The sequence below is a fragment of the Sphaerisporangium sp. NBC_01403 genome (assembly GCF_045040145.1).
Taxonomy (GTDB): Bacteria; Actinomycetota; Actinomycetes; order Streptosporangiales; family Streptosporangiaceae; genus Sphaerisporangium; species Sphaerisporangium viridialbum.
Genome location: NZ_CP109534.1, coordinates 7,644,980 through 7,670,001, shown reverse-complemented (window position 1 = coordinate 7,670,001; position 25,022 = coordinate 7,644,980). Strand labels below are relative to the sequence as shown.

The 25,022-nt window shown below is 67.3% G+C and carries 21 protein-coding genes and 2 rRNA genes; 10 read left to right on the top strand and 13 right to left on the bottom strand.

The genetic code is table 11. The annotated features are described in order from the left end of the window. The first annotated feature begins 138 nt into the window (after positions 1 to 138). Both OG589_RS34305 and rrf read left to right on the top strand, forming a co-directional pair. A 23S ribosomal RNA gene (locus OG589_RS34305) occupies positions 139 to 3,275 on the top strand. Between the two features lie 77 nt (positions 3,276 to 3,352). After that, positions 3,353 to 3,469: ribosomal RNA gene (gene rrf, locus OG589_RS34300) — 5S ribosomal RNA — on the top strand. Between the two features lie 203 nt (positions 3,470 to 3,672). Here the strand turns inward: rrf and OG589_RS34295 are convergent. Continuing rightward, positions 3,673 to 4,461, bottom strand: coding sequence for a PhzF family phenazine biosynthesis protein (locus OG589_RS34295; protein WP_405142317.1), 789 nt, complete (start codon positions 4,459 to 4,461; stop codon positions 3,673 to 3,675). 165 nt (positions 4,462 to 4,626) lie between these two features. On the opposite strand from OG589_RS34295, the gene OG589_RS34290 reads away from it, so the two are divergent. After that, a complete protein-coding gene (locus OG589_RS34290; RefSeq protein ID WP_405142315.1) occupies positions 4,627 to 5,007 on the top strand; it encodes a cell division protein SepF in 381 nt (126 codons plus the stop codon). Between the two features lie 79 nt (positions 5,008 to 5,086). Beyond that, positions 5,087 to 6,364, top strand: a complete 1,278-nt coding sequence (locus OG589_RS34285; protein WP_405142314.1) for a glycosyltransferase family 87 protein — start codon at positions 5,087 to 5,089, stop codon at positions 6,362 to 6,364. On the opposite strand, the gene OG589_RS34280 is transcribed toward OG589_RS34285, so the two are convergent. From OG589_RS34280 to OG589_RS34265, 4 genes are all read right to left on the bottom strand, one after another. Next, on the bottom strand, positions 6,318 to 7,700 hold the full coding sequence (locus OG589_RS34280; protein WP_405152187.1) for a hypothetical protein: 1,383 nt from the start codon (positions 7,698 to 7,700) through the stop codon (positions 6,318 to 6,320). The genes OG589_RS34285 and OG589_RS34280 overlap by 47 nt on opposite strands. Positions 7,701 to 7,877: 177 nt before the next feature. Further along, complete coding sequence (gene argS, locus OG589_RS34275) at positions 7,878 to 9,611, bottom strand: arginine--tRNA ligase (RefSeq protein ID WP_405142313.1); 1,734 nt, start codon at positions 9,609 to 9,611, stop codon at positions 7,878 to 7,880. A gap of 88 nt (positions 9,612 to 9,699) precedes the next feature. Continuing rightward, on the bottom strand, positions 9,700 to 10,719 hold the full coding sequence (gene plsX, locus OG589_RS34270; RefSeq protein WP_405142312.1) for a phosphate acyltransferase PlsX: 1,020 nt from the start codon (positions 10,717 to 10,719) through the stop codon (positions 9,700 to 9,702). Positions 10,720 to 10,774: 55 nt separating this feature from the next. Next, positions 10,775 to 11,398: a DUF1707 domain-containing protein gene (locus OG589_RS34265; RefSeq protein WP_405142310.1), complete on the bottom strand. Its 624-nt coding sequence runs from the start codon at positions 11,396 to 11,398 to the stop codon at positions 10,775 to 10,777. Between the two features lie 173 nt (positions 11,399 to 11,571). On the opposite strand from OG589_RS34265, the gene OG589_RS34260 reads away from it, so the two are divergent. After that, on the top strand, positions 11,572 to 12,900 hold the full coding sequence (locus OG589_RS34260) for a KamA family radical SAM protein (RefSeq protein ID WP_405142309.1): 1,329 nt from the start codon (positions 11,572 to 11,574) through the stop codon (positions 12,898 to 12,900). Between the two features lie 110 nt (positions 12,901 to 13,010). Here OG589_RS34260 and OG589_RS34255 read toward each other — a convergent pair whose 3' ends face one another. From OG589_RS34255 to OG589_RS34240, 4 genes are all read right to left on the bottom strand, one after another. Beyond that, positions 13,011 to 13,190, bottom strand: a complete 180-nt coding sequence (locus OG589_RS34255) for a hypothetical protein (protein ID WP_358558168.1) — start codon at positions 13,188 to 13,190, stop codon at positions 13,011 to 13,013. 134 nt (positions 13,191 to 13,324) lie between these two features. Then, the gene (locus OG589_RS34250; RefSeq protein WP_405142308.1) at positions 13,325 to 13,858 is read right to left on the bottom strand and encodes a YbhB/YbcL family Raf kinase inhibitor-like protein; all 534 of its coding nucleotides are present in this window, start codon (positions 13,856 to 13,858) and stop codon (positions 13,325 to 13,327) included. Between the two features lie 109 nt (positions 13,859 to 13,967). Further along, positions 13,968 to 14,810 (bottom strand): ABC transporter ATP-binding protein, encoded by an 843-nt coding sequence (locus tag OG589_RS34245; RefSeq protein WP_405142306.1) that lies wholly within the window; start codon positions 14,808 to 14,810, stop codon positions 13,968 to 13,970. Next, the gene (locus OG589_RS34240; RefSeq protein ID WP_405142304.1) at positions 14,797 to 15,756 is read right to left on the bottom strand and encodes an ABC transporter permease; all 960 of its coding nucleotides are present in this window, start codon (positions 15,754 to 15,756) and stop codon (positions 14,797 to 14,799) included. Before OG589_RS34240 ends, OG589_RS34245 begins: the two co-directional genes overlap by 14 nt. A 443-nt stretch (positions 15,757 to 16,199) precedes the next feature. Here OG589_RS34240 and OG589_RS34235 point away from each other — a divergent pair, with 443 nt between their 5' ends. The 5 genes from OG589_RS34235 to OG589_RS34215 all read left to right on the top strand — a co-directional run bounded on the left by OG589_RS34235 (position 16,200) and on the right by OG589_RS34215 (position 21,865). Next, positions 16,200 to 17,837, top strand: coding sequence for an ABC transporter substrate-binding protein (locus OG589_RS34235; RefSeq protein ID WP_405142302.1), 1,638 nt, complete (start codon positions 16,200 to 16,202; stop codon positions 17,835 to 17,837). A 114-nt stretch (positions 17,838 to 17,951) separates the two neighbouring features. Continuing rightward, positions 17,952 to 18,893 carry an ABC transporter permease gene (locus tag OG589_RS34230; protein WP_405142301.1) on the top strand — a complete coding sequence of 314 codons (942 nt, stop codon included), beginning with the start codon at positions 17,952 to 17,954 and terminating at the stop codon, positions 18,891 to 18,893. After that, complete coding sequence (locus OG589_RS34225; RefSeq protein WP_405142300.1) at positions 18,886 to 19,806, top strand: ABC transporter permease; 921 nt, start codon at positions 18,886 to 18,888, stop codon at positions 19,804 to 19,806. Before OG589_RS34230 ends, OG589_RS34225 begins: the two co-directional genes overlap by 8 nt. A gap of 15 nt (positions 19,807 to 19,821) precedes the next feature. Further along, complete coding sequence (locus tag OG589_RS34220; protein WP_405142298.1) at positions 19,822 to 20,859, top strand: ABC transporter ATP-binding protein; 1,038 nt, start codon at positions 19,822 to 19,824, stop codon at positions 20,857 to 20,859. After that, the gene (locus tag OG589_RS34215) at positions 20,843 to 21,865 is read left to right on the top strand and encodes an ABC transporter ATP-binding protein (RefSeq protein ID WP_405142296.1); all 1,023 of its coding nucleotides are present in this window, start codon (positions 20,843 to 20,845) and stop codon (positions 21,863 to 21,865) included. Before OG589_RS34220 ends, OG589_RS34215 begins: the two co-directional genes overlap by 17 nt. A gap of 59 nt (positions 21,866 to 21,924) precedes the next feature. Here the strand turns inward: OG589_RS34215 and OG589_RS34210 are convergent, their stop codons facing one another. The 4 genes from OG589_RS34210 to OG589_RS34195 form a co-directional block, all read right to left on the bottom strand. Then, positions 21,925 to 22,197 carry a hypothetical protein gene (locus OG589_RS34210; RefSeq protein WP_405142295.1) on the bottom strand — a complete coding sequence of 91 codons (273 nt, stop codon included), beginning with the start codon at positions 22,195 to 22,197 and terminating at the stop codon, positions 21,925 to 21,927. A 138-nt stretch (positions 22,198 to 22,335) separates the two neighbouring features. Next, positions 22,336 to 23,514: a lipid-transfer protein gene (locus OG589_RS34205; protein WP_405142293.1), complete on the bottom strand. Its 1,179-nt coding sequence runs from the start codon at positions 23,512 to 23,514 to the stop codon at positions 22,336 to 22,338. Next, positions 23,511 to 23,939, bottom strand: coding sequence for a Zn-ribbon domain-containing OB-fold protein (locus OG589_RS34200; RefSeq protein ID WP_405142291.1), 429 nt, complete (start codon positions 23,937 to 23,939; stop codon positions 23,511 to 23,513). The genes OG589_RS34205 and OG589_RS34200 overlap by 4 nt, the downstream gene beginning before the upstream one ends. 139 nt (positions 23,940 to 24,078) lie before the next feature. Continuing rightward, positions 24,079 to 24,891 (bottom strand): S-adenosyl-l-methionine hydroxide adenosyltransferase family protein, encoded by an 813-nt coding sequence (locus tag OG589_RS34195; RefSeq protein ID WP_405142289.1) that lies wholly within the window; start codon positions 24,889 to 24,891, stop codon positions 24,079 to 24,081. Positions 24,892 to 25,022 lie beyond the last annotated feature (131 nt).

The following is a 25,022-nucleotide window of genomic DNA, read 5'->3' as shown; positions in this document are numbered from 1 at the left end:
CCTTCCGTCATACCGGTTCGCATCGTGGCTTGAGAGATGTTGTGTCTTTCGGGTTGGTGGTGTGGGTGTCTGGTGGTGGGTGGGGTTGGTGGCCTGTTTGTTGTTTGTGAATTGCATAGTGGACGCGAGCATCTTTGTGGCCAAGTTTTTTAGGGCACACGGTGGATGCCTTGGCATCAGGAGCCGATGAAGGACGTGGGAGGCTGCGTTAAGCCTCGGGGAGTCGCCAACCAGACGTTGATCCGGGGATGTCCGAATGGGGAAACCTAGCACCAGTCATGTGGTGTTGCCGCCGTCTGAATGTATAGGGCGGTTGGTGGTAACGCGGGGAAGTGAAACATCTCAGTACCCGTAGGAAGAGAAAACAATAGTGATTCCGTGAGTAGTGGTGAGCGAAAGCGGATGAGGCTAAACCATGCGCGTGTGATAGCCGGCAGGTGTTGCGTGTGTGGGGTTGTGGGACCCTCTTGTGGTTTCTGCCGAGGCCACGAACAGTGATAAATCCAGCTGGTAGTCGAAGCTTCTGGGAAGTTGCGCCGTAGACCGTGAGAGTCGGGTAGGCGAAACTGGTTGGACTGTTTGAGGGGATCCCAAGTAGCACGGGGCTCGAGGAATCCTGTGTGAATCTGCCAGGACCACCTGGTAAGCCTAAATACTCCCTGATGACCGATAGTGAACAAGTACCGTGAGGGAAAGGTGAAAAGCGCCCCGGTGAGGGGTCGTGAAATAGTACCTGAAACCGTGTGCCTACAAGCCGTAGGAGCTTGGACGAGGCTTGCCTTGTCCGTGATGTGACTGCGTGCCTTTTGAAGAATGAGCCTGCGAGTTATGGTGTGTGGCGAGGTTAACCCGTGTGGGGGAGCCGTAGCGAAAGCGAGTCTGAATAGGGCGTTTGAGTCGCATGCTGTAGACCCGAAGCGGAGTGATCTACGCATGGGCAGGTTGAAGCGCGGGTAAGACCGTGTGGAGGACCGAACCCACCAGGGTTGAAAACCTGGGGGATGACCTGTGTGTAGGGGTGAAAGGCCAATCAAACTCCGTGATAGCTGGTTCTCCCCGAAATGCATTTAGGTGCAGCGTCACGTGTTTCTTGCCGGAGGTAGAGCACTGGATGGCTGATGGGCCTTACCGGGTTACTGACGTCAGCCAAACTCCGAATGCCGGTAAGTGAGAGCGTGGCAGTGAGACTGCGGGGGATAAGCTCCGTAGTCGAGAGGGAAACAGCCCAGACCACCGACTAAGGCCCCTAAGCGTGTGCTAAGTGGGAAAGGATGTGGAGTCGCAGTGACAACCAGGAGGTTGGCTTAGAAGCAGCCATCCTTGAAAGAGTGCGTAATAGCTCACTGGTCAAGTGATTCCGCGCCGACAATGTAGCGGGGCTCAAGTACACCGCCGAAGTCGTGGCATTCACGCGTTAAGCCCGGTGTGATGTGAGTCGCATCTAGGTGTGTGGATGGGTAGGGGAGCGTCGTGCGGCCGGCGAAGCAGCCGAGTGATCGAGTTGTGGAGGCCGTGCGAGTGAGAATGCAGGCATGAGTAGCGAATCAGAAGTGAGAAACTTCTGCGCCGGATGACCAAGGGTTCCTGGGCTAGGCTAATCCGCCCAGGGTAAGTCGGGACCTAAGGCGAGGCCGACAGGCGTAGTCGATGGACAACGGGTTGATATTCCCGTACCCGCTAGCACGCGCCCATATCGAATCCAGTGATACTAAGGGTCCTTAAGCCCCTGTTGTCCTTCGGGACTTGGTGAGGCTGAACGCCTGGCCTGATCTGGTAGTAGGTAAGCGATGGGGTGACGCAGGAGGGTAGCCCATCCCAGGCGATGGTTGTTCCTGGGGTAAGCATGTAGCCCGTGGCATAGGTAAATCCGTGCCACACGTAGGGTGAGATGTGATGCCGAGCCGATTGTGGTGAAGTGGGTGATCCCATGCTGCCGAGAAAAGCCTCTAGTGAGTGTGCCGGCGGCCCGTACCCTAAACCGACTCAGGTGGTCAGGTAGAGAATACCAAGGCGATCGGGTGAACTGTGGTTAAGGAACTCGGCAAATTGCCCCCGTAACTTCGGGAGAAGGGGGACCCTTGCTGGTGATGAGTCTTGCACTCGGAGCTGGTGGGGGTCGCAGTGGCCAGGGGGAAGCGACTGTTTACTAAAAACACAGGTCCGTGCGAAGTCGTAAGACGATGTATACGGACTGACGCCTGCCCGGTGCCGGAACGTTAAGGGGACCGGTTAGTGCGCTTTCGGGCGTGCGAAGCTGAGAACTTAAGCGCCGGTAAACGGCGGTGGTAACTATAACCATCCTAAGGTAGCGAAATTCCTTGTCGGGTAAGTTCCGACCTGCACGAATGGCGTAACGACTTCCCCGCTGTCTCAACCACAGACCCGGCGAAATTGCACTACGAGTAAAGATGCTCGTTACGCGCAGCAGGACGGAAAGACCCCGGGACCTTCACTACAGCTTGACATTGGTGTTTGGGACGGCTTGTGTAGGATAGGTGGGAGACGGTGAAGCTCGGACGCTAGTTCGGGTGGAGTCATTGGTGAAATACCACTCTGGTCGTTTTGGATGTCTAACCCGCGCCCGTGTATCCGGGTGGGGGACAGTGTCTGGTGGGTAGTTTAACTGGGGCGGTTGCCTCCTAAAGGGTAACGGAGGCGCCCAAAGGTTCCCTCAGCCTGGTTGGCAATCAGGTGTTGAGTGTAAGTGCACAAGGGGGCTTGACTGTGAGACCGACAGGTCGAGCAGGAGCGAAAGCTGGGACTAGTGATCCGGCGGTGGCATGTGGAAGCGCCGTCGCTCAACGGCTAAAAGGTACCCCGGGGATAACAGGCTGATCTTCCCCAAGAGTCCATATCGACGGGATGGTTTGGCACCTCGATGTCGGCTCGTCGCATCCTGGGGCTGGAGTAGGTCCCAAGGGTTGGGCTGTTCGCCCATTAAAGCGGTACGCGAGCTGGGTTTAGAACGTCGCGAGACAGTTCGGTCCCTATCCGCTGCGCGCGCAGGAGACTTGAAAGGGGCTGTCCCTAGTACGAGAGGACCGGGACGGACGAACCTCTGGTGTGCCAGTTGTTCTGCCAAGAGCACGGCTGGTTGGCTACGTTCGGGAGGGATAACCGCTGAAAGCATCTAAGCGGGAAGCCTGCCTTGAGATGAGGTCTCCCACCTGGAAACAGGGTAAGGCTCCCAGGAGACGACTGGGTTGATAGGCCGGAGGTGGAAGCATCGTGAGGTGTGGAGCTGACCGGTACTAATAGGCCGAGGACTTGACCACAAAGCGTTTTGCTCGCGTCCACTATGTAACTCAGAAACAACAAGCTGGGGTGACCCTGGTTGTGTGTTTCAAGGGGTTACGGCGGTCATAGCGGAAGGGAAACACCCGGTTACATTCCGAACCCGGAAGTTAAGCTTTCCAGCGCCGATGGTACTGCACCGGGGACGGTGTGGGAGAGTAGGACACCGCCGGACAAATATTGTGTTGGTAGGAAAGCCATCCACTTTGTGGATGGCTTTCCTGCGTTATAGGCCTTTTGGCTGCCTGCCTGCCTGCCGGAGCGTCGGGGATATGAGCCCTTTCCGCATGCGCCGACGCGTCGGAGAGACAGGGTGTGTGTGCCGAAGCGTTGGAGAAGCCGAGTCTGCGCGCCCAGCCGTCGGAGGCCGGAGCAGGCTCAGACGTGCAACTCCCCCGACCAGATGGTGACGGCGGTTCCCCCGATCTCGGTGCGTTCGCCGCGGACCGTGGTGTGCACGATGCCGCCTCGCTGCGACAGCTGCGCCCCCACGAGAGCCTCCCGGCCGAGCTTCGCCGACCAGTAGGGCCCGAGCATGCAGTGAGCTGAGCCGGTCACGGGGTCCTCGGGAACGCCGGCGTTGGGCGCGAAGAACCGCGAGACGTAGTCGACGTCACCTGAGGCGGCGCGGGCGGTTACGCACACGGCCCGCGCGTCGAGCGCGGTGAGGGCGTTGATGTCGGGGGCCAGATCGCGGACGACCTCCTCGGACTCGACCTCCACCAGCAGGTCCATGCGGCCCATTCCCACCCACGCGGGAGACACCCCGAGGGCCTTGATCAGCGTCGCCGGAGCGGTAATCTCCTCCGGAAGATATGACGGGAAATCCATCGAAATACGACCGTGATCAAGCTGATTAGTGGTCAGAATTCCACTCTTTGTAGAAAACTCGATCGAGCCGGAGGCCTCGCCGGTCGTATATAGGACGTGCGCGGAGGCGAGCGTGGCGTGCCCGCACAGGGCCACCTCGACGGCCGGGGTGAACCACCGCAGGGAGCGCGGCCGGCCCTCGCCCTGGTGCTCGACGTAGGCCGTTTCGGAGTGTCGCATCTCGCTGGCCAGCGCCTGCATCCACTCGTCGGATCTCGGAGAGTCCAGCAGGCAGACGGCCGCCGGGTTACCCTTGAAGGCCTGATCGGTGAACGAATCGACGGTGAAGATACGCATGCCGACGATCCTATCCACCCCCAGATAACCGGTCGAAACACCAGCGAAAACCGTGCAGAATCAAAACTACGTGGGCGTGTCGCGCGGCCCCAGCCGATACGTGAGTTACGGTCATTTGTGTCGGGGCACGGCGAAACTGGCCGGTTCTCGCGGAAAGGACAGCCGATGGGGGCAGTGCGCAGGGTGGTGAGCTACCTTGGCCTGGGCGATGGGGATCAGCACGACGAGCCCTACGACTACGACGAGTACGAGGATGAGTACATGCCCGCGTCGGAACGGGCCGCCAGGCGCTGGGGGTCGGGTGGGGATCCCGCACGGATCATCATGATCCGCCCGCGGAAGTATTCCGACGCGCTTACCGTGGGAGAGCACTTCAGGGAGGGCCAGGCCGTCATCATGGACGTCGCGGGGATGTCCATGGCCGAGGCGACGCGAATGGTCGATTTCGCCGCCGGCCTGACGTATGGCTGCGAGGGACGCATTGAGCGGATCGCCGACAAGGTCTTCCTGCTGGCCCCTGCCGACGTCGAGATCTCGACCACCTAGCCACCACGGCCACGGCTCCGCCGGCGGCTCGGACGAAGGCCAGGGTCAGAGCCCGGACCACGGACTCAGTTCGTGGTTGATGACCCAGGCGTCCTTGCCCGCGCGGATCGCCGCGGCCGTGGTGCTCATGCTCCCCGCCGCCGGGGTCATCCGCAGGGGCAGCGCGATGCAGGACAACGGGTACGTCGTGAAGGCCGCCCGAGCCCTGCTGAGCGGGCACTCCCCGTACGCCGACGAACGCTTCCTCTACCTGCCGAGCAGCGCGGTCGCGGCGCTCGCCGAGACCTGGCTCGACGATCAGACGATCCGCCTGGTGTTCCCGTTCGTCCTGGCGGTGCTCACGCTGGCGGGATGGTCGCTGGCTCTGGCGCTCTGCGGGGTGCGGGTGGGCAGTCGCCTGGGGCTGCTCGGGATGGCCGCCATCGCCCTCCTCTTCGGCTACCGCAGCCTGCTCGCCGTGGGCAACTGGAGCGTGGTCGCGGTGGTCGCGCTGCCCGCGGCGCTGCTGCTGTGCGCGCGGAACCGCTGGACCGCCGCCGCGGCCGTCGCGGGGGTGTCCATCGCGCTGAAACCCATGCTCGTGCCGCTCGCGCTGCTCTTCCTGTTCGCCGGGCGGCGCCGGGCGCTCGTCACGCTCGTCGCCGTCCCCGGGGTTCTGGTGCTGCTCTCCCTGCCGCTCACCCCCGAGCCGGGGAGGTTCCTATCCGACACGCTGCCGTTCCTGCTCCACGGGCAGGACGAGTACGCGAAGCCGTACGACGCGTCGCTGGCCTCGATCCTGCCCAGGTTGGGCGCGGGCGGCGACCTCACCCTGGCGATCAGGGGCGTGGTGGCGGTCGCGGGCCTGCTGCTCGCCTGGGCGCGCTGGCGCCTGCCCGACGACGCCGTCCCTCTGGACCGTTCCGTTCCGGTGAGCGGCCAAGCCGGCGCCTGGGAGCGTCTCCGGGGAGGCCGGTCCCTGGAGCTGAGGCTGGCCGAGACCGCGAGCATGATCATGCTCACGGTGTTCCTGGTCTTCACCCCGGCGTTCGGGCACTACTCGCTGGTGATCCTTCTGCCGCTCGCCGCCACCGCGATCGACCGCCGCTCGGTTGCCCGTTCTCCGTGGTTCTGGGTGGCTCTGGCGCCGCAGTTCCCGGGCGTGGAGATACCCGGCCTCACCGCCCCGCAGACGCGCGCGTTCACGGTCTTGTTCATGCACGGCGTGCTGGCCCTGCTGCTCGCGCACCGTACGCTCCGAGACCGGGGCGATCGGAGCGATCAGAGCGGCCTCGGCGAGCTGCCGGAGGAAGAGGTCGAGCAGGTGGTGGTCACCGCTGGTCGGCGACCGCCGGGCCTCGGCGGAGCAGGCGGGTGAGTGCCGAGAGGTTCGCGGCCGCGGTCTCGGACCGCTGGGCGGCCTCGCGGGCGTAGTCGTGTAATGCCCACACCGCCTGGTCGGCCTGCTCGCGCAGCTGCGCCACCTCGGCCTCGACGCGCCGCGCCTCGGCCTGCTCGCGGCTGTTGAGGCGCCACAGCAGGTAGCCGACGATCCCCCCGAGGACCAGCGCGGCGATGGCGAACAGCTCGGAGACCGTGAACGCGAGCACCAGCGCGACGATCGGAAGCAACGCCGGCCCGTACGCGAGCCAGCGCCCGGACCCGCGCGCGGCGCCCTCGGCCCTCACACGCTCCTCGGCCGCCGCCAGTGAGCCCGCGTCCGGGCCCTCGGGCCGGAGCGTGACGTCGTGCCCGAGGATCGGCACGGTGATCTCGGTGGGCGGCGCGACCTGGGTGGCCCGCGCGAGCTCGTCGGCGGCCGAGCGCACGACGGGCGCGGCCACGTGGAAGGCGATCGCCGCCAGGTGCGGGTCGGACCCCGACTGGACGTCGTCGAGCAGGTGCCCCGTCAGCGAGCCCATCGGGCCCGGCTCCTCTGACCCGATGAGTGACCGCAGCACGGTCAGCGGCTCTGCGTCCGGCCACGGGCCGGAGGTCTCGGACCGGGGGATCGCGGACGGGCGGGTGGAGGTGATCTCGGTGCAGCGTTCGAGCAGGCGGGACAGCCGGGCCGCCGCCTGGACGGGCTCGGCGAGCGACGGCACCTCGGCGAGGGACGGCAGGGCGCCGAGCGCGGGTGACACGGCGACGGAGGTCTCGGCCGGGACGAGGGCGCGCAGCCAGCGGTCGGGCTCCGCGGTCGAGGGCACGGCCGCGGCGTCGAGCTTGCGAAGTACGAAGATCTTGCCCGCCGGCCCGTACGCGCCACGGGCGGCGGCCGCCCAGAGGGCGCGCTGACCTGGGGTGACCGGCTGGTCGGTCGACAGGTCGCCGAACGCGGTGCCGAGCCAGGAGGCGTGGACGCGGTCGCCGTGCCCGCTCACGGCGAGCGACAGGCACAGGAACAGCGCGGTGGCGGCCTCGTCGAGCTGGGCCGCGCGGGCGAGCGGATCCAGGGAGTCCTCACCGGAAAGGATCAGTACGAGGGCCTCGGTGGCGGGGGCGAGCCAGTATCCGGGCACGTCGAGGGTGTTCGGGGGCGGCTCGGGCACTGTGCCGTCGGCCGCGAGGTGGGTGAACAGGGCCTCGGCGTACCGCCGCAGCTCCGAGACGTCGCCGTCGCGTTCTGGCCGCTCTGGAGGCCCTTCGGCGTGACGCTGTGGCTTCGTCGGCTCCGCGGACCCGGGGACGCCGGGGTTCGCGGTCAGATCCATGCTCAAGGCGGGCAGCTCCCCGAAGGCGTGAGGAAGGCCCCCGGAGGCGAGGGTTCGGCGGGCACTCCCATGACCGCGCCCAGGTTAGTTCTTTGGGCGCGAGGGTGTACGGCAGGCACGCCGACGGGGGCGAGGAACTTGGTCCGGCCGCGATCGGAAGCGGCCGGACCAGTGTGGTCACATGCGGTCGGGGACAGGGACGCCGAGGAGGTTGAGACCGGTCTGCAGCACGCGCAAGCTCAGCGCGCACAGCGCCAGACGCGAGGCCCTGGTCTCCGGGGCGACGTCGTCCCGCAGCACCGGGCACTTCTCGTAGAACGTGGTGAACGCGCTCGCGGTCTCGAAGAGGTAGGCGCAGACCCGGTGCGGCTCGGCCGTGGCCGCGGCGTGCTCGATCACGGCGCCGAAGCCCAGGAGCTGGAGCGCCAGATCGCGCTCGGCCGGCTCGCCCAGGATGATCGGCCCGGTCACCTCGGCCGGGTCGACGCCGCCCTTGCGGAAGATCGAGCGGATGCGGGCCGTGGCGTACTGCATGTACGGCCCGGTGTTGCCGGTGAACGCCAGCATGCGGTCGTAGTCGAAGATGTACTCGCTGTCGTGGCTGACCGACAGGTCGGCGTACTTCACGGCGCCCATGCCGACCGTGCGGGCGATCTCGGAGCGGGTCGCCTCGTCGTAGCCGCGCTCGGCGATGGCGGCCGAGGCGCGGTCGACGGCCTCGTCGAGCAGGTCTGTGAGCTTGACGGACTGGCCGGAGCGGGTCTTGAACCTGCGGCCGTCCGAGCCCAGCATCATGCCGATCTGGATGTGCTCGGCGGACACGTCGTCGGTCAGCCAGCCCGCCTGGCGCGCGGCGGCGAAGACCATCTGGAAGTGGAGCGCCTGGTCGGTGCCAACGACGTACAGGATGCGGTCGGCCTTGACGTCGCGCACGCGGTAGCGGATGGCGGCGAGGTCGGTGGTGGCGTAGCCGTAACCGCCGTCGCTCTTGCGGATGATCAGGGGCAGCGGCTTGTCGTCGCTGCCCTTGAAGCCGGGCGGGAACACGCACAGCGCGCCCTCGCTCATCACCGCTACCCCGGAGGACTCGAGGTCGGCGCAGGTCTCGACGAGCATGGGGTTGTACATGCTCTCGCCGGCGATGTCGCTGTCGGTCAGCGTGACGCCCAGCGTGGAGTAGACCTTGTTGAAGTAGCGGATCGTGGCGTCCATGAACAGGTGCCAGAGCCGGATCGTCTCGGGCTCCTCGGCCTGGAGGGTCGCCACGCGCCGGCGCGAGCGCTCCTTGAACGCCGCATCCGCGTCGAACTTGCCCCGCGCCTCCTGGTAGTACTCGCTGCCCTCGCCGGCTTCCAGCCGGGCGATGGCGTTGGCCTCGCCGATGTCGAGCAGGTGCTCGATGAGCATGCCGAACGGCGTACCCCAGTCGCCCAGGTGGTTCTGCCGGACGACGCGGTTGCCGAGGTGCTCAAGCATGCGGACCAGCGAGTCGCCGACGATGGTGGTGCGGAGGTGCCCGACGTGCATCTCCTTGGCGGCGTTGGGCGCGGAGTAGTCGACGACGACGGTCTGCGGGGGCGTGGTCAGCCCGACGCCGCCGCGGGGGTCCTCAAGGGTGCGCAGGGCCTGGGAGGCGATCCAGCCGTCGTTCAGGGTGATGTTGAGGAAGCCGGGCCCGCTGACCTCGACGCTTTGGAAGACGTCGCCGGTGCCGAGCGCGTCGGCGATGGCCTGGGCGACCTCCCGTGGCGCTCGTCGCAGCCGCTTGGCCAGGCTCAGTGCCACGTTCGCCTGGTAGTCGGCGAACTGAGAGGGCCGGATCAGCGGGTCGGCGCCTGCGTACTCCGGGCCGAACGCGGTGCCCAGCGCTTGCTGGACCCGCTCGGTGAGCACGAGCTGCGGGTCGGTCATGCCCCAAGGATATCTGCTGATCATCAGCACCGAACGTGGATTTTCGGCCACCCGGGGCGGGTGTGGCCCAGGTGACAGGGGATGACCGTCACCAGAGGCGATGCGACCTGTGGGTGGCCGCGATGCGCTCGCCGACGTGGCCGACGGCGCCCTGGCGGGCGAGGGTCGAGGCGAGCACGCAGGCCGCCGCGACGCCCTTGGCCGTCGAGGAGCCGTGGGCGATGACCACGGTGCCGTTGAGGCCGAGCAGGACCGCGCCGCCGTATGCCTCGGGGTCGAGCCGCCTGCGCAGCTCGCGCAGCCGCCCCCGCTGGAAGAGCGCCCCGAACCGCGCCAGGCGGCCGCCCTCCAGCGTCTCGCGCAGCTCGGTGAACGCGTAGCGGACGCTGCCCTCCATCGTCTTGAGCGCGACGTTTCCGGTGAATCCGTCGGTGACGATGACGTCCACCACGCTGTTCAGCAGGTCGTGGCCCTCGACGTTGCCCGTGAAGTTCAGGCCGGGGGAGGCGGAGAGGAGCTCGTGGGCGCGCTTGGCGAGCTTGTTGCCCTTCTCGGCCTCCCCGCCGATCGTGAGCAGTCCCACACGTGGCCGCTCGATGGCGAGGGCCGTCTCGGCGTACGCCGCGCCGAGGTGGGCGAACTGCACCAGGATCTCCGGCTTGACGTCGGCGGTCGCGCCCGCGTCCAGCAGCACGGTGGGATGTGGCCTGGTCGGGAGGGGGACGGCGATCGCCGGCCGGAGCACGCCCTGCTGGGCCCGCAGGCGGAGCTTGCCCGTCGCCACCACCCCGGCCGTGGATCCTGCGGACACGACCGCGGACGCGTCGCCGCGGCGTACGAGGTGGCAGGCAACGGCGATGCTGGAGCGGGGACGGCGCAGGCTGGCGAGGGCGCCCTCGTCCATGGTGAGGGTCTCCTCCGCGCGCACGATGGGGATCTCCCCGGTCGCCCCCAGCTCGGCGAGCGCCTCGGAGATGGCGGGGGGCGCGCCGACGAGGACGATGGGCACCCCGTGCTCCCGTACGGCCCGTACGGCTCCCGCCACGATCTCGCCAGGAGCGTGGTCGCCTCCCATGGCGTCAAGGGCTATCGGCGGAATGCCGTCCAAGCGGTCACCTCGTACGGAATGAGTGTGTGTCCCGCATCGTAGGTGGCCGGGTGGACTACTGTGCGCGCCAGGGCCAGTGCCAGTCGGCGGCCCCGCGCGAGACCACGACCTTGCCGAACGTCGCCTTGCCCGTCACGCGGATGAGGGGGCCGTTCGGGTCGCCGCCCTGCTCGCCGCCGGAGACGTGGCGCTTGGAGAAGATCGCGCTGCCCTCGTCGATCACGCGCGCGTTGCCGGGCACGCGGACGATGAGCTTCCCGCAGAACGAGTTAAGCTCAAGGGTGACCTCGCGGCCCGGGAGCACGGCGTCGGAGAGGTCGATGATCAGCGCTCCGAAGGTCGAGCGCAGCACGGTGTGGCGCCCTGCGACCCAGCGGCCACCCCGGATGACCTTGCTGAACACCGCCGTGACCTCTTGCTGCTCGGCGCTGAACGCCGACGCGGGCGCGCCGCCGACCTCGGGCAGGTCGCGGGTCAGCGGGAGCAGGTCGCCGATGGTAACCGCTGAGTAGGTCGCCTCAAGCCGGTCGGCGTGCTCGACGCTGGTGAGACGGCCGGTCGCGAGCGCCTCGCCGATGACGGCGGCCACTCGATCACGATCGGCGTCGGAGGCGCGCTGCGCGGTATCGGCTGCGCGCGGGGCTGTGTCGCCTGCCTCGAAAGGCGTAAGGGAGCTCACGACGCCAGACTAACCCAACTCAAGATATGTCGCGATATCCGGAAGGTTTTACCAAGGCTTTTCGGTCGCACGGAACCGAGCCGACTCGCTGGCGCGTCCGTTAAAGAAAGCGACAGACGCGTGAGAGGCGCATCAGGTTTACCGGAGAGCACACAAGAGAGGAAAAATCTCGAGTGACCCTTACACAGACCGGTACGCGAGGATTCCGGGCCTACACGGCCAAACACCTGGACGATCTTCTGAAGCGGGCCGAGTTCGACGCGGAGACGCGACTGCGCATCAGGGCGGTGGCGTCCGTGCTGCCCTTCCGCACCAACGCGTACGTCGTCGACGAGCTGATCGACTGGTCGGACATCCCCGACGACCCGATATACCGGTTGGTGTTCCCGCAGGAGAACATGCTCCCCGAGGAAGATGTGTCGCGCATCGCCGGACTGCTCCGCGCGGAGGCGCCGGCCCGGGAGGTCCAGGTGGCCGCGAACGCGGTGCGGATGAGGCTGAACCCGCACCCGGCGGGGCAGATGGAGCTCAACATCCCGAGGGCCGGCAGCGAGCCGGTGCCGGGCATGCAGCACAAGTACCCAGAGACCGTTCTCTTCTTCCCCAAGCAGGGACAGACCTGCCACGCGTACTGCACATACTGCTTCCGCTGGGCGCAGTTCGTCGGCGAGCCGGACCTGAAGATGGCCTCGGACGACGTCGAGGGCCTGGTGAGGTACCTGCGCGAGCATCCCAAGGTCACCAGCGTGCTGTTCACGGGCGGCGACCCGATGATCATGAGCGGCCCGGTGCTCAGGAGGTACATCGAGCCGCTGCTCGCGCTGGAGCAGCTCGAGTCGATACGCATCGGCACCAAGTCGCTCGCGTACTGGCCCGGGCGCTTCGTGACCGACCCGGACGCGGCGGAGACGCTGCGCCTGTTCTCCGCCGTGGCGGAGTCGGGCAAGAACCTCGCCTTCATGGCGCACTTCTCGCACCCCCGAGAGATGGACTCCCAGCTCGTCCAGACCGCCGTGCGCGCGATCAGGGACACGGGCGCGGTGATCAGGACCCAGGCGCCGCTGATCCGGTCGATCAACGATGACGCGGACACGTGGGCGGACATGTGGCGCACCCAGCACGCGCTGGGCATGGTGCCCTACTACATGTTCGTCGAGCGCGACACGGGCCCGCAGGACTACTTCGCGGTGCCGCTGGCCCGGGCGTACGAGATCTTCCGTGACGCCTACGCGCGGGTCTCCGGGCTCTGCCGCACGGTGCGGGGGCCCTCGATGTCGTCGACGCCGGGGAAGGTGTGCGTCGACGGCGTCACCGAGGTGGCCGGCCGGAAGGTCTTCGTGCTCCACCTGATCCAGGCCCGTGACCCCGACCTGGTGGGGCGGCCGTTCTTCGCGGACTACGACCCCGAAGCGGTGTGGATCAGCGACCTGCGGCCGGCCTTCGCCGACCGGTTCCCCTTCGACCCCGCCACGCTGGGTGAGAAGGACCTCGTGGCCCGCTGAGCGGCCTGAGGAAGGCCGGCCGGCGCCCCCTGGCGGGAGTGTCGGCCGGCCCGGTGTTCGAACGGTGGGCGAAGAAACGGGCGAATATCGGTTGGACGGTGAACTCGGTGTCAGGCGCCCGGAGCGCGCACGTAGGTGCGGCGGGCGATCTGGGCCTGCAGGCGGGCCATCTGCCAGTGCAGCTCGATGAGCTGCTCGGCGAGCAGGCCACGTGGAATGTCCGACGGGTCCTCGGCGGACAGGTGATCGATCGCGTTCGCCAGCTCTCGCACCCCGCACCCCCACTCCATCACGGTTTCCCTCAGATCGAATCTTCGTTCGAATCATAGTGGAACGCCGTGCGAAGTGTCAGCAGATTCACCCCGCGTGTTCGGACTTCTGTACGGTCTAGCCCGCCCAGTGACACCCTGCCTCAGGAACGGCCTCAGGTCTCGTAGACGGGGGCGATGTAGCCGCGGGCAAGGGTGTTGCCGGTGATGTTGAAGCCGACGACGGCCGAGGGCGTGTCGCCTTCGAGGCCGAGCTTCTCCACCCCGAGCGCGTGCACGGCGAACAGATAGCGGTGCGGGGTGCCGGGAGGCGGCGCGGCGCCCCCGTACGCGCGGGTGCCGTAGTCGGTGCGGCCGTGGACGGCGCCCTCGGGCAGCCCCTTCATGTCGCCGGAGCCGGCGCCGGTCGGGAGCTCGGTCACGTCGGCGGGGATGTCGAACAGGACCCAGTGCCAGAAGCCGCTGCCGGTCGGCGCGTCGGGGTCGAAGCACGTCACGGCGTAGCTCCTGGTGCCCTCTGGCGCGCCGGACCAGCGCAGGTGAGGCGACAGGTTGCGCCCCTGCATGCCCCAGTCGTCGAAGACGTGGTCGTCCGACATGCGCTGCCCGTCGCTCACGTCGTCGCTCTCGACGGTCAGCGAGGGGACCTCGGGAAGGAAGTCATAGGGAATCGGCGGTTGCTTGGCCACGATGGACCTCCGATGGAAGGACGATTTCGGTCGTCCCCATCTTGCCCCGTGCCGTGCGGGTCAGACGATCAGCGGCCCGGGAGAGCGTCGTTGATCCCCGGGCTGACGATCAGGCGTTGTAGGCGGCGAGCACCGTCGCCGGGTCGCCGTCCATCTTGATCTGCCCCTTGTGCAGCCAGATGACGCGGTTGCAGGTCTCCTCGATGACGTCGAGGTTGTGGGCGACCAGGAACACCGTGCCGGCCTGCTCGCGCATCTGGTGGATGCGCTCCTGGCTCTTGCGCTTGAAGTCGCGGTCGCCGGTGGCGAGCGCCTCGTCGATGAGCAGCACGTTGTGGACCTTGGCGGAGGCGATGGCGAAGCGGAGCCGGGCGCCCATGCCGGAGGAGTAGGTCGACATCGGGAACTGCACGAACTCGCCGATGCCGGAGAACTCGACGATCTCGTCGTAGCGCTCCCTGACCTGGGCGGGGGTCATGCCCATGGCGTAGCAGCCGAGCACGATGTTGCGCTCGCCCGTCAGCTCCTTCATCAGCGCGGCGTTGACGCCGAGCAGCGAGGGCTGGCCGTCGGTGTAGACCGAGCCCTTGTGCGGCGGCAGCAGGCCGGCGATGGCCCGCAGCAGCGTGGACTTGCCGGAGCCGTTGCGCCCGATGATGCCGATGGCGTCGCCGTGGCGGGCGACGAAGGAGACGCCCTTGACGGCGTGGACCTCCTTCATCTGCGGCCGCCCCTGGCGCCGGATGATGCGCATGAGGGCGTTCGCGGCGTTGCCCTTCTCGGCCGCGCTGGCGGCGCCGTACACGCGGTAGACGATGTGGAGGCCGTCGACGATGACCGTCGGCGCGCCGGGCTCTGGCGCGTCCACCGGTGCCGCTGCGGGCTGGGACGCCGCCTCCTCGTTCGGGTGGGCCATCTGTGACAGCTCCTTGGTCAGCTCAGCCACGGCCATACCTCTCCTCGGCCCGCCAGAAGTACCAGAAGCCGCCGATCAACGCGACCGCGGCCCAGAAGCCAGCGTATAGCCACAGTTGGGGGAGGCTGCTGTGGGGGAAATGATGCTTGGCGAGGTCCTCGGGATAGGTGCTGAGGATCAGGTGGCGCATCAGATCGATGAAGACCGAAGGAGGGTTGAACTCCAGCAGGAAGCGCGCCCATTCGGGGGCGCCCTTCATACGGGCCGGGATGCTGTAGAAGACGCCCGAGGTGTAGAGCCAGGTGCGCAGGATGAACGGGAGCAGTTGGTTCATGTCGCGGACGAACGCCCCGACACGCGCCAGGAGCAGGCTCACCCCGACGTTGAAGATCGTCTGGAGCAGCAGCGCGAACGGGACCAGCAGCCACAGCCAGGTCAGCGACTCGCCCGTGACGAGCACGATGACGGCCAGCACGCCCATCGAGATGGCCAGCTGCTGGAACTCCTGGATGGTGTACGCCAGAGGGAGCGCGGCCCTCGGGAAGTGGAGCGCCCGGATCAGCGAGAGGTTCCCGGAGATCGACTTGGCGCCGCCGGTGACCGACCGCTGCGTGTACGAGTACACGAAGACGCCTGTGATCAGGAAGGCGGTGTAGTTAGTGATGTCCGCCTTCTGCCCCATGATCACGCCGAACATGAGGAAGTAGACCCCGGCGTTCAGGAGCGGCGTCAGCACCTGCCACAGCTGGCCGAGTGCCGAGTCGGAGTACTTCGAGACGTTACGCGACGTGGCGTACGTGAAGACGAAGTGCCGTCTGTCCCACAATTGACGCAGGTAGACGGGCAGACTGGGACGCGCGATGGCGCGTCGCAACCCGTGGCGCTCGGCGAGCGCGGACAGCGATTCCTTCCCACTTGGGGAGGAGCCGCTCGCCCGGTCGCCCGCCCGGGAGTCCGCGATAGCGGATTCCGGCTGACTCATGGCATGGACTCTATTGGATACGGGTGAATGAGATGCCTGCGGTGCCACTTGACCACTGTGGTCCATGAGAGCACAGGCCCCGGTCAAGGCTATCCCACGGCGTCATCGCAGGTCGGCCGGGAGTTGAAAGCGCATGCCCGGCCTGTCCCAGGATGCGACCACTGCCAGGTCATGTGTACCTTAGTGACGTCTTTGTGCCTGATCAAGGCATTATTGACAGCCTAGTTGGTATGCGTGTGACGTCCGAGAGGGACACGTGTGACCGAACTGCAATGCGCCAGAGACTCGCTGGTGAGAAGTAGTGAGGGATGCTCACGGTCGACTGGCAGGGCGTCAACTGATTTGACCGTGTCCGCGAAGTCCAGGGATAGATCCCTTGGAGGGCGCACCCGACATGCGCAGTTCAGTGCCAACGCCCACCTTAGAGGGAGGATTAATCCACGATGCGTGTGACCAAGGGCGCACAGATCGTCGCCGGGACCGCGCTGCTCGCGCTTGCGGTTGCGGCGTGCGGCGGCAGCGGCGACACGTCCGGCTCCAGCTCCAGCGCCGCCGGAAACGCCGGGGCGGTCAGGGTCGAGATCGCTGAACCCCAGCACGACCTGATTCCGGGCAACACCACTGAGACCAGCGGCGCTGAAGTGCTGAACGCGCTGTTCGTCGGTCTCGTTGACTACGACGCGGACAAGAAACCCTTCAACCGCGTGGCCGAGTCCATTGAGTCGCCCGACTCCACGACGTGGACGATCAAGCTCAAGGATGGGTACAAGTGGCACAACGGTGAGCCCGTTGTCGCCCAGAACTTCGTCGACTCCTGGAACTTCACCGCCAACGGCGCCAACGCCCAGGAGGGCAACTACTTCTTCGGCAGCATCGTCGGCTACGACGAGCTGAACCCGGGTGAGGGCAAGACGCCGACCGCGACCACGCTGAGTGGCCTGAAGGTCGTCGACGACAAGACCTTCACCGTCGAGCTGAAGAACCCGTTCTCCGGCTTCCCGACGATGCTGGGCTACACGGCGTTCTACCCGCTGCCCAAGGCCGCCTTCGAGGGCGACAAGCTGAAGGCCGACTTCGGCGGCAACCCGATCGGCAACGGTCCCTTCAAGGTCTCCAAGCCGTGGAAGCGCGGCACGGACCAGACCATCTCCACGGTCCGCAACGAGGACTTCAAGGAGGGCAAGGCCAAGATCGAGGCGGTCGACTTCAAGATCTACACCGACCTCAACACGGCCTTCAACGACCTGCGCGCCGGCAACCTGGACATCATGGACCAGCTGCCCGCCGAGGCCATCTCCACGGCCAAGAGCGAGTTCGGCGACCGCTACATCGAGCAGCCGTCCTCCGGTATCGGCTACATCGGCTTCCCGATCAAGACCGGTGCCGACTACGCCCAGAACGCGGACGTCCGCAAGGCGATCTCCATGGCGATCGACCGCAAGACGATCACCGAGACCGTCTTCTCCGGCACCCGCGTCCCGGCCGACGACTTCATCAGCCCGGTCGTCTCCGGCTACCGCCAGGGCGCCTGCGGCGAGGCGTGCACCTACGACCCCGCCAAGGCCAAAGCCCTGTTCGAGCAGGCCGGTGGCCCGAAGATGGGCACCATCGAGATCGGCTACAACGGTGACGGCGGCCACAAGGAGTGGATCGAGGCCATCGCCAACAACCTCCGCACCAACCTTGGTGCCGAGGTGACGCCGAAGCCGGTGGAGAAGTTCGCCACCATCCTCGACGACCTGGGCGCCAAGAAGTGGAAGGGCACCTTCCGCATGGCGTGGATCATGGACTACCCGTCCCCGGAGAACTACCTGCGCCCGATCTTCGGATCCGGCGGCAGCTCGAACTACTCGGGCTACAAGAGCAAGGAGTTCGACGACCTGCTGACCGCGGGTGACGCGGCCAAGTCGCTGGACGAGGGTGTCAAGTCCTACCAGCAGGCGGACGACCTTCTCATCAAGGAACTGCCGTACATCCCGGTGTACTTCTACCAGACGAACGGCGCTTACTCGCAGCACGTGAAGAACGTCAAGATTGACCCGTTCGAGCGGATCGACCTGTTCAACGTAGAGAAGGCCTGACGTCAACCACTCCGGGTGGTTCGGTACCCTGAACCACCCGGAGTGGGCGACCACCCCACGAGGGCAGCCCAGTTGGTTGCGGCGGGCTGCCCTTTGTAATGATCGGGAGACTGAATGGGCCGCTACGTCATCAGGCGCCTGCTCCAGGCGATCCCTGTGCTGCTGGGCACCACATTCCTCATCTTCGCCATCGTCTACGCGCTGCCGGGTGACCCCCTCCAGGCGCTGGCGGGCGAGAAACGCGTCGACCCGGTCTTCGCGGCGGCGATGAGAGAACAGTTCCACCTCAACGAGCCGCTCCTCGTACGGTACGGCTACTACCTCCGCGACATCGTGACCGGCAACTTCGGGACCACCTTCCGCGGGCTCCCCGTATCCACCATCTTCGAGGGCAAGTTCCAGGTCACCTTCAAGCTGGCCATCACCGCCCTCATCTTCGAGGCGATCATCGGTGTCGGCCTCGGCCTGTGGGCGGCGCTGCGCCGCGGCAAGTGGGAGGACAAGGGCATCCTCGCCATCACGCTGCTGATGGTGTCGATCCCCACCCTGGTCAGCGGCTTCGTCCTCCAGTTGCTGCTCGGCGTCAAGCTGAAGCTCGCCACTGGCATCGACTTCTTCCCCGTCGCCGGCGTGCAGGACGGCATCCGCAGCTACCTGCTGCCGGGCTTCGTTCTCGCCATGGTCTCCATCGCCTACCTCACGCGGCTCACGCGCACGAGCCTCATGGAGACGCTGCGCGCCGACTACATCCGCACGGCCGTCGCGAAGGGAATGCCGCGACGACGGGTGCTGGGACGGCACGCGTTGAGGAACTCGCTGATCCCCCTGGTGACCTACCTGGGCGCGGACCTCGGCACGCTGATGGGCGGTGCGGTGATCACCGAGACCATCTTCAACCTGCCCGGCATCGGCCAGCAGCTATTCCAGTCGGTCTACCTGCGGGAGAACCCCGTCGTGGTGGGCATCGTCACGGTCCTGGTCCTGATCTACATCGTGGCCAACCTCATCGTCGACCTGCTGTACGCCGTACTCGACCCCAGGATCCGCTATGAGTAACGACACTCTCCCGGCGACCGAACCGGCGCAGCCCGTCAAGCCGTCGAAGGGCAAGAGACCCGCGAGCCTGTGGTCGGACGCGTGGTACGACCTGCGGCGCAACCCGGTGTTCATCATCGGCGCCGTCATGATCGCGCTGTTCATGGCCATCTCCGCGTTCCCCGGCCTGTTCGACACCGTGGGCGTGGACCCGTCGACCTGCTCCCTCGCGCAGGCCCGCAAGGGCATCAGCAGCGAGCACTGGTTCGGCACGGACAACCTCGGCTGTGACGTGTACTCCCGCGTGATCCACGGCGCCAGGGTCTCGATCATCGTCGGCATCGTCAGCGCGGCGGTGACCGGTCTGGTCGGCGGCGCGCTCGGCCTGCTGGCGGGCTTCTACGGCCGCTGGGTCGACGTACTCCTCTCGCGTGTCGCCGAGATCTTCTTCGCGATCCCCTCCATCCTGGGCGCCCTGCTGATCCTGGCCGTGATCGGACGCGACAACGCGGGTATCTCCAGTGTCGTGCTCGCCCTCGCCCTGCTGGCCTGGCCGATGATCCTGCGCATCATGCGGGCGTCGGTCATCACGGCCAAGCACCAGGACTACGTCGTGGCGGCGCGCGCGCTCGGCGCCGGCCCCGGACGGATCATGATGCGGCACATCCTGCCCAACGCGATCGCGCCGGTGATCGTGGTCTCCACGATCAACCTGGGGGCGTTCATCGCCGCGGAGGCGGCCCTGTCCTTCCTCGGCGTGGGCATTCAGTCCCCTCAGATCTCCTGGGGCCTGATGATCGCGGACGCGCGCAACCGCTTCCTGGAGGCGCCGCTGCCGCTGCTGTTCCCCGCGCTGTTCCTGAGCCTCATCATCCTCAGCGTCGTCATGCTGGGTGACGCGGTTCGCGACGCGCTTGACCCGAAGCTGCGGTAGGAGAGGGCACCGAACGTGAAGAACCCGTCAGTCGACACGCACCCGCTGTCGGACGAAGTGGGACACGAACCCCTGCTCGCGGTGGACAACCTGCACGTGGAGTTCGTCACCCGGCAGGGCCTGGTCAGGGCCGTGAACGGCGTGAGCTACACGGTCAACGCCGGTGAGTCCCTCGCGGTCCTCGGCGAGTCCGGTTCGGGCAAGTCGGTGACCGCGCAGGCCATCATGGGCATCCTCGACATGCCGCCGGCCCGGATCCCCAGTGGGGAGATCCGCTTCCGGGGCACGGACATGCTCAAGCTGTCGGACCAGGCCCGCGGCCAGATCCGCGGGCAGCGCATCGCGATGATCTTCCAGGACGCGCTCTCGGCGCTGAACCCGGTGTTCACCGTGGGCTGGCAGATCAGCGAGATGTTCCGCGTGCACCGCGGCATGTCCAAGCGAGACGGCATGAAGAAGGCCGTCGAGCTCATGGACCGGGTGCGTATCCCCGCCGCCAGGCAGCGCGTGAACGACTACCCCCACCAGTTCTCCGGCGGCATGCGCCAGCGCATCATGATCGCGATGTCGATCGCGCTGGACCCCGAGGTCCTGATCGCGGACGAGCCGACCACCGCGCTCGACGTGACCGTCCAGGCCCAGATCATGGAGCTGCTCGCCGAGTTGCAGCGAGAGAGCAACATGGGGCTGATCCTGATCACCCACGACCTCGGCGTGGTGGCCGACGTCGCGGACAAGATCGCGGTCATGTACGGCGGGCGCATCGTGGAGAACGCCCCGGTCCACGACCTCTACAAGACCCCGGCGCACCCGTACTCCAAGGGCCTGCTGGACTCGATCCCCAGGGTGGACCAGAAGGGCCAGGAGCTCTACGCCATCAAGGGGCTACCGCCCAACCTGCTCAACATGCCTTCGGGCTGTGCCTTCCACCCCCGCTGCCCGTACGGCCGGCCCAACTGCGTGACCGACGTGCCGCCGCTGTACGAGATCAGCGGTACGCGCGGGAGCGCCTGCCACTACTACCGGGAGGTCCTCGATGGCACCGTCGGCTGAACGGATCCTCGAGGTCCGTGACCTGGTCAAGCACTTTCCGCTGAGCCAGGGCATCATCCTCAAGCGCCAGATCGGCGCGATCAAGGCCGTGGACGGGGTCTCCTTCGACCTGCACCGCGGCGAGACGCTCGGCGTCGTGGGCGAGTCGGGGTGTGGCAAGTCCACGCTGGCCAAGCTGCTGATGGCGCTTGAGCGGCCCACCTCGGGCGAGGTGAAGATCAACGGCGTCGACATGGCCAAGGCGCACGGCGGCGAACTCAAGCGCATGCGCCGCAACATCCAGATGGTCATGCAGGACCCGTACACCTCGCTGAACCCCCGCATGACGGTCGGCGACATCGTCGGCGAGCCGTTCGAGATCCACTCCGACGTGGCGCCCAAGGGCGACCGCCGCAGGAAGGTGCAGGAGCTGCTGGAGGTGGTCGGCCTCAACCCCGAGCACATCAACCGCTACCCGCACCAGTTCTCGGGCGGCCAGCGGCAGCGCATCGGCATCGCCCGAGGGCTCGCGCTCCAGCCCGAGGTCATCATCTGCGACGAGCCGGTCTCCGCGCTCGACGTGTCGATCCAGGCTCAGGTGATGAACCTGCTGGAGCGGCTGCAGAACGAGTTCAACCTGGCCTACATCTTCATCGCCCACGACCTGTCGGTCGTCCGGCACATCTCCGACCGTGTCGCGGTGATGTACCTGGGCAAGATCGTGGAGCTGGGCAAGGACGTCGCGATCTACGAGCGGCCGGCGCACCCGTACACCCAGGCGCTACTGTCGGCCGTGCCCGTGCCCGACCCCGAGGGGCGCGAGAGCCGCGAGCGGATCATCCTGCAGGGTGACCCGCCCTCGCCGGCCGACCCGCCGTCGGGCTGCCGGTTCCGCACGCGGTGCTGGAAGGCGCAGGACATCTGCGCCGAGCAGGAGCCGGCGCTGGAGATCCGCGCGGGCGGGCACCTGAGCGCCTGCCACTTCGCGGAGGAGCACGACGTCATCCACGCGGTCGCCGACGCCTGAGGCGCCGGGTCCTCCACGGGCCGCCGCCCGTGGAGGATCCTCTCGCAGGACACCCCGCGTCACACCGACAGGCCGGTACCGAGGTCTCCCGACACCCTCGCGACGCTGACATCCCCGGAGGTGACGGCGGTCACGTCACCGCCGGCGTCACCATCGGTCCCGGTGCCGTTGCCCAGCCCGAGGCCGGTGCCGAGCCCCAGTCCGGTGTCGGTGTCGTCGTCCTCCGCCCAGATGCCACCGGTCAGTACGGATCCCGCCGCGGAAGCGGCGGTGGCCGGAGCCACGATGGCGATGGCGGCGCAGGCCGACGTGATCAGAAGACGGCGAATCATGGTGTTCCCCCCGTGGAAAGCCCGCCGCGGAGCCGTGGGACCGAGATCCCCTGAATTCCGTTATGTCCCGCGCCGGGTGACTCTCTGTGACCGTTATGAGATACCCAGGGGAAGAACGTAGATAAAAGTGGTGAATGGTCAGCTGATGGCGACGATTGCGGAGCCGTGACCGAAAAGGCCTTGGTTCACGGCCAGGCCGACCCGCGCGCCCTCCACCTGGCGCGCACCCGCAGTGCCGCGCAACTGCCAGGTCAGCTCGCACACCTGCGCGATCGCCTGCGCCGGGATGGCCTCGCCGAACGACGCCAGGCCGCCTGAGGGGTTGACCGGCACCCTGCCGCCCAGAGCGGTCTCCCCCGAGCGTAGGAGCCCGGACGCCTCGCCTCGCGCGCAGAGCCCGATGTCCTCGTACCAGTCGAGTTCCAGCGCTGTGGAAAGGTCGTACACCTCGGCGAGCGAGAGGTCGCCCGGCCCCACTCCCGCCTCCTCGTAGGCCGCCGCGGCGATGGACGGCCGGAACGCCAGGTCCGGCGGTGCCACCGCGGCCGACGAGTCGGTGGCGAAGTCCGGCATCTCCAGCACGGTGTTCGGGAAGCTCGGTGTCACGGTGGAGACGGCCGCGACGCGCACGCCCGAGATCCCGCGGCGGCGGGCGAAGGAGTCCGAGACGAGCACCAGGGCGGCGCCGCCGTCGGAGGTCGCGCAGATGTCCATGAGGCGCAGCGGGTCGGCGACCATCGGCGAGGCCAGCACCTGCTCCGCCGACACGGCCTCGCGGTAGCGCGCGTTGGGGTTCAGCGCCCCGGCCCTGGCGTTCTTCACCTTCACCGCCGCGAAGTCCTCCGCTGTGGAACCGTAGAGAGCCATACGGCGGCGCGCGTACAGGGCGAAGTAGGCGGGGTTGGTGGCCCCGAGCAGGCGGAACCTGAGCCAGTCCGGATCGTCGGGGCGATCGCCTCCTACGGGCTTGAAGAACCCCTTCGGGGTCGAGTCCGCCCCGACCACCAGGGCGACGTCGCACAGGCCGGCGAGGATGCGCGTGCGCGCGATCTCCAGCGCGTGGGCGCCCGAGGCGCAGGCGGCGTAGCAGGAGGCGACACGCGCGCCCGTCCAGCCGAGCGCCTGGGCGAACGCCGACCCCGCGACGAAGCCGGGGTAGCCGTTCCTGATGGTGTCCGCGCCGACCAGGAACCGCACGTCGGTCCAGTGCAGGCCGGCGTCCGCCAGCGCCGCGCGGGCGGCGGCGACGCCGTACTCGACGAAGGGCCTTCCCCACTTGCCCCAGGGGTGCATCCCGGCGCCGGCGACCAGTGTCATGGTGCGACCGCCTCGGCGGCGGGGAGCCCCCACATCCACACGAGCGGGCCGTCGGCGAGCGGCCCGCTGGTCAGCTCCAGCTCCATGCCGACGCGCAGATCTTCCACGGTGAGGTCCGGGGTGACCTGGCCGAGCACCACGATGCCCTCGGCCGCGAGCTCCACGGCCGCGAGCGTCACCGGCGTGTACGGCTCCGCCGCCGCGTAGGGCGGGGGCGGCGGGTAGCACGCGTTGGTGTACGACCAGACCGTGCCCCTTCGCGACAACCGCACCGGGGCGGGCGAGCTGCCGTCGCAGCGCGGGTTGCGGCAGTACCCGGCCCGGGGAGGGAAGGACACGGTGCCACAGTCCGCACAGCGGGTGCCGAGCAGGTGGGTGACACCGTCCTCGATGGTGAACCAGCCGTCGATCGCGAGCACAGCCATGCGCCCCAATATGACACAAGCGCTTGCTCAAATACGAGGGCCGCCCGCCCGTACGGGCTGACGGGGGTCACGCCCGTACGCGCTTACGGGGTCACCCCGTCGCACGCCCGTATGGGTGCACCCATGGCTCCGTACGGGATCACCCGTTGCCCGCCCTCGCCAGCCGTACGTGGGCGCCCGGGGGCAGCCCGAGACGCTGGGCGGCGTCGCCGGAGTTGACCGCGAGCGCCACCAGCCCGGCCGAGTCGGTGAACGCGACGAGGTTCCCCGGCGGCACGGCGGCGTAGGTGTCCCGGAACGGCACCGTGATCTGGCGCCTGCCCATGGAAACCGCGAGGCTGTCCCCGACGCGGACGCCCAGGGTCACGAGGTCATCGGCGGTCACGGAGAGTTGCACGTTCCCGTAGCGGTCGAGCGACAGCACCTCGCCCTCGGCCGCGCCTTCTCCCAGCCGCGCGGTGGGCGCGGGAAGCGACAGCAGCCGGTCGAGCCCGATCTCGGGGCCGAGGTCCGCGGGCTTTCGCCCGGCGCACAGATGCGCCGCGACCGGCGCGTAGACGTCACGCCCGTGGAACGTCGGCGACACCGGGGTGAGGAACAGCTCCTCGTTGGTTATCTCGTACGCGGCCCGGGCCCCGCCCGAGGCCAGTAAGGCCCACGAGAGCAGGCCGTTGTCCGGCCCGATGAACACCCTTCCGCCCGCCTCCACGGCGATGGAGCGCCGGGCGCTCGCGGCGGCAGGGTCGACGGCGGCGATGTGCACGCCGGCCGGAAGGTATGGCAAGGTCTGGGCGAGGATCGCGGCACCACGTCGGATGTCCCCGGCCGGAACCAGATGACAGACGTCGATGATCCGCGCCTCCGGGGTGATACCGATGATCACCCCGTGGCACGACGCCACGAACCCGTCTTCCAAACCGTAGTCGGTGAGAAGCGTGATGACTGAGGTCACACCTGGTGACTGTACGTCTCCCGAACTGTCATGAACAGCCGCGAATTCCCGACTACCATTGCCACGGGCCGCATGCGCGCGTCGTGGCTCAGGGTCGCGCTCGCCCGGGCGCTCGTTCGCTCGTCTCCCGC

What these genes read in the sequence shown, in the direction of transcription:
- OG589_RS34295 (WP_405142317.1), bottom strand. Translation starts at nt 4,461, where the DNA reads ATGCGTATCTTCACCGTCGATTCGTTCACCGATCAGGCCTTCAAGGGT.
- OG589_RS34290 (WP_405142315.1), top strand. Translation starts at nt 4,627, where the DNA reads ATGGGGGCAGTGCGCAGGGTGGTGAGCTACCTTGGCCTGGGCGATGGG.
- OG589_RS34285 (WP_405142314.1), top strand. Translation starts at nt 5,087, where the DNA reads ATGACCCAGGCGTCCTTGCCCGCGCGGATCGCCGCGGCCGTGGTGCTC.
- OG589_RS34280 (WP_405152187.1), bottom strand. Translation starts at nt 7,700, where the DNA reads ATGGATCTGACCGCGAACCCCGGCGTCCCCGGGTCCGCGGAGCCGACG.
- argS (WP_405142313.1), bottom strand. Translation starts at nt 9,611, where the DNA reads ATGACCGACCCGCAGCTCGTGCTCACCGAGCGGGTCCAGCAAGCGCTG.
- OG589_RS34255 (WP_358558168.1), bottom strand. Translation starts at nt 13,190, where the DNA reads ATGGAGTGGGGGTGCGGGGTGCGAGAGCTGGCGAACGCGATCGATCAC.
- OG589_RS34245 (WP_405142306.1), bottom strand. Translation starts at nt 14,810, where the DNA reads ATGGCCGTGGCTGAGCTGACCAAGGAGCTGTCACAGATGGCCCACCCG.
- OG589_RS34240 (WP_405142304.1), bottom strand. Translation starts at nt 15,756, where the DNA reads ATGAGTCAGCCGGAATCCGCTATCGCGGACTCCCGGGCGGGCGACCGG.
- OG589_RS34235 (WP_405142302.1), top strand. Translation starts at nt 16,200, where the DNA reads ATGCGTGTGACCAAGGGCGCACAGATCGTCGCCGGGACCGCGCTGCTC.
- OG589_RS34230 (WP_405142301.1), top strand. Translation starts at nt 17,952, where the DNA reads ATGGGCCGCTACGTCATCAGGCGCCTGCTCCAGGCGATCCCTGTGCTG.
- OG589_RS34225 (WP_405142300.1), top strand. Translation starts at nt 18,886, where the DNA reads ATGAGTAACGACACTCTCCCGGCGACCGAACCGGCGCAGCCCGTCAAG.
- OG589_RS34215 (WP_405142296.1), top strand. Translation starts at nt 20,843, where the DNA reads ATGGCACCGTCGGCTGAACGGATCCTCGAGGTCCGTGACCTGGTCAAG.
- OG589_RS34210 (WP_405142295.1), bottom strand. Translation starts at nt 22,197, where the DNA reads ATGATTCGCCGTCTTCTGATCACGTCGGCCTGCGCCGCCATCGCCATC.
- OG589_RS34205 (WP_405142293.1), bottom strand. Translation starts at nt 23,514, where the DNA reads ATGACACTGGTCGCCGGCGCCGGGATGCACCCCTGGGGCAAGTGGGGA.
- OG589_RS34200 (WP_405142291.1), bottom strand. Translation starts at nt 23,939, where the DNA reads ATGGCTGTGCTCGCGATCGACGGCTGGTTCACCATCGAGGACGGTGTC.